The 1,309-nt window shown below is 72.4% G+C and carries 2 protein-coding genes; one reads left to right on the plus strand and one right to left on the minus strand.

What is annotated here, in order from left to right; all coding sequences use genetic code 11:
• On the minus strand, positions 1-621 hold a 621-nt coding region (locus AB0O00_RS39930; protein WP_363659569.1), incomplete at its 3' end, for a polyketide synthase.
• Between the two features lie 126 nt (positions 622-747).
• On the opposite strand from AB0O00_RS39930, the gene AB0O00_RS39935 reads away from it, so the two are divergent.
• Positions 748-1,309: AMP-binding protein (locus AB0O00_RS39935; RefSeq protein WP_363659570.1), on the plus strand; the 562-nt coding region annotated here is incomplete at its 3' end.

The raw sequence follows: 1,309 nt of genomic DNA on the forward strand, positions 1-1,309 counted from the left end.
GGCGATGCCGGCGCCCACGACGAGGGCCTGGTCGCACTCGCCGTTCAGCAGCGCCTGGACGGCCGTGTGGACGGCGACCAGCGAGGAGGAGCAGGCGGTCTGGACGGCGATCGCGGGCCCGGTCAGGTTGAGCTTGTAGGAGATGAGGCTGGCCATGAAGTCCGGCTCGTTGCCGTGGATGGCGTCCTCGAGGGTGATGGGGTCCAGCCCTCCCCCGGACAGCATGGCGCGCAGGTAGCCGCTGCCGCTGGCGGAGGCGTAGACGCCGGTGGTGCGCGTCGTGTCGAGGGGGCTGGTTGCGGCGTCCTCCAGGGCCGCCCAGGCGCACTCCAGCATCAGCCGGTGCTGCGGGTCCATCATCTCGGCCTCGCGTGGGCTCACCCGGAACAGGGCGTTCTCGAAGCGGTCGGCGTCGGCGAGATGCCCGTGCACCGGCACGAACGCGGGGTCGTCCACCAGGTTCCGGGCCACTGCGGCCTCGCGTAGCTCGGCTCTGTCGTACCGCGTGGTGAGGACTCGTCCCGCCACGAGGGCCTCCCACCATCCGGCCGGATCGGAGGAGCCGGGGAACCGGCCGGAGACCCCCGTCACGGCTATGTCGAGGGAACGGTCGCGCGTCATGTACCCACCTTCGGTCTGTGCCCGTCACGAATCAGCAAGGTTGCCAGACTAGGCAAGTTGATGGCAATGTTCTTGCCATCGTCTTGTCTGGCAGGTGGGTACCGGAACAGAGGGGAGAGGGACGGCGTGCGACCAGACCCGAAGTGGACTGCCGGCCCGCGGAACAGCGCGCCCGGCGGGGGACTGCACGAGGCGTTCGCGCGCAGGGCCGCGCAGTGCCCCGGGGCCGTCGCTCTCGTCGAGGGGGAGCGCACCACCACGTACGCGGAACTCGACGCGGCAGCCGACGCCTGGGCCGCCGGGCTCGTCGCCGCGGGTGTCACTCCCGGCGCGCTGGTGCCCGTACTGCTGCCCAGGAGCACGGAGTTGGTCACCGCACTCCTCGCGGTCCTGAAGACCGGGGCGGCTTACGCCCTGCTGGCCCCCGAGTGGCCCGCGGACAGGCTCCGGGACGTACTGCGCGACCTGCGGCCGCCCCTGCTCATCGCCCCCGACGCCGCGGCGGTTGCGCAGGACCCCGCGCTACCCGTGTGGTCGCCGCCCGACGGGCAGGCGGCGGCACCGGCCGGCTTCTCGCCCGTGCCCGTCGATGCCGGCGATCCGTGCTGCGTCTTCTTCACCTCCGGAACCACCGGCCGGCCCAAGGGCGTACTCAGCCCGCACCGGGCGACCGCCCGACTCTTCCGGC

The sequence above is a fragment of the Kitasatospora sp. NPDC093558 genome (assembly GCF_040683475.1).
GTDB lineage: Bacteria > Actinomycetota > Actinomycetes > Streptomycetales > Streptomycetaceae > Kitasatospora.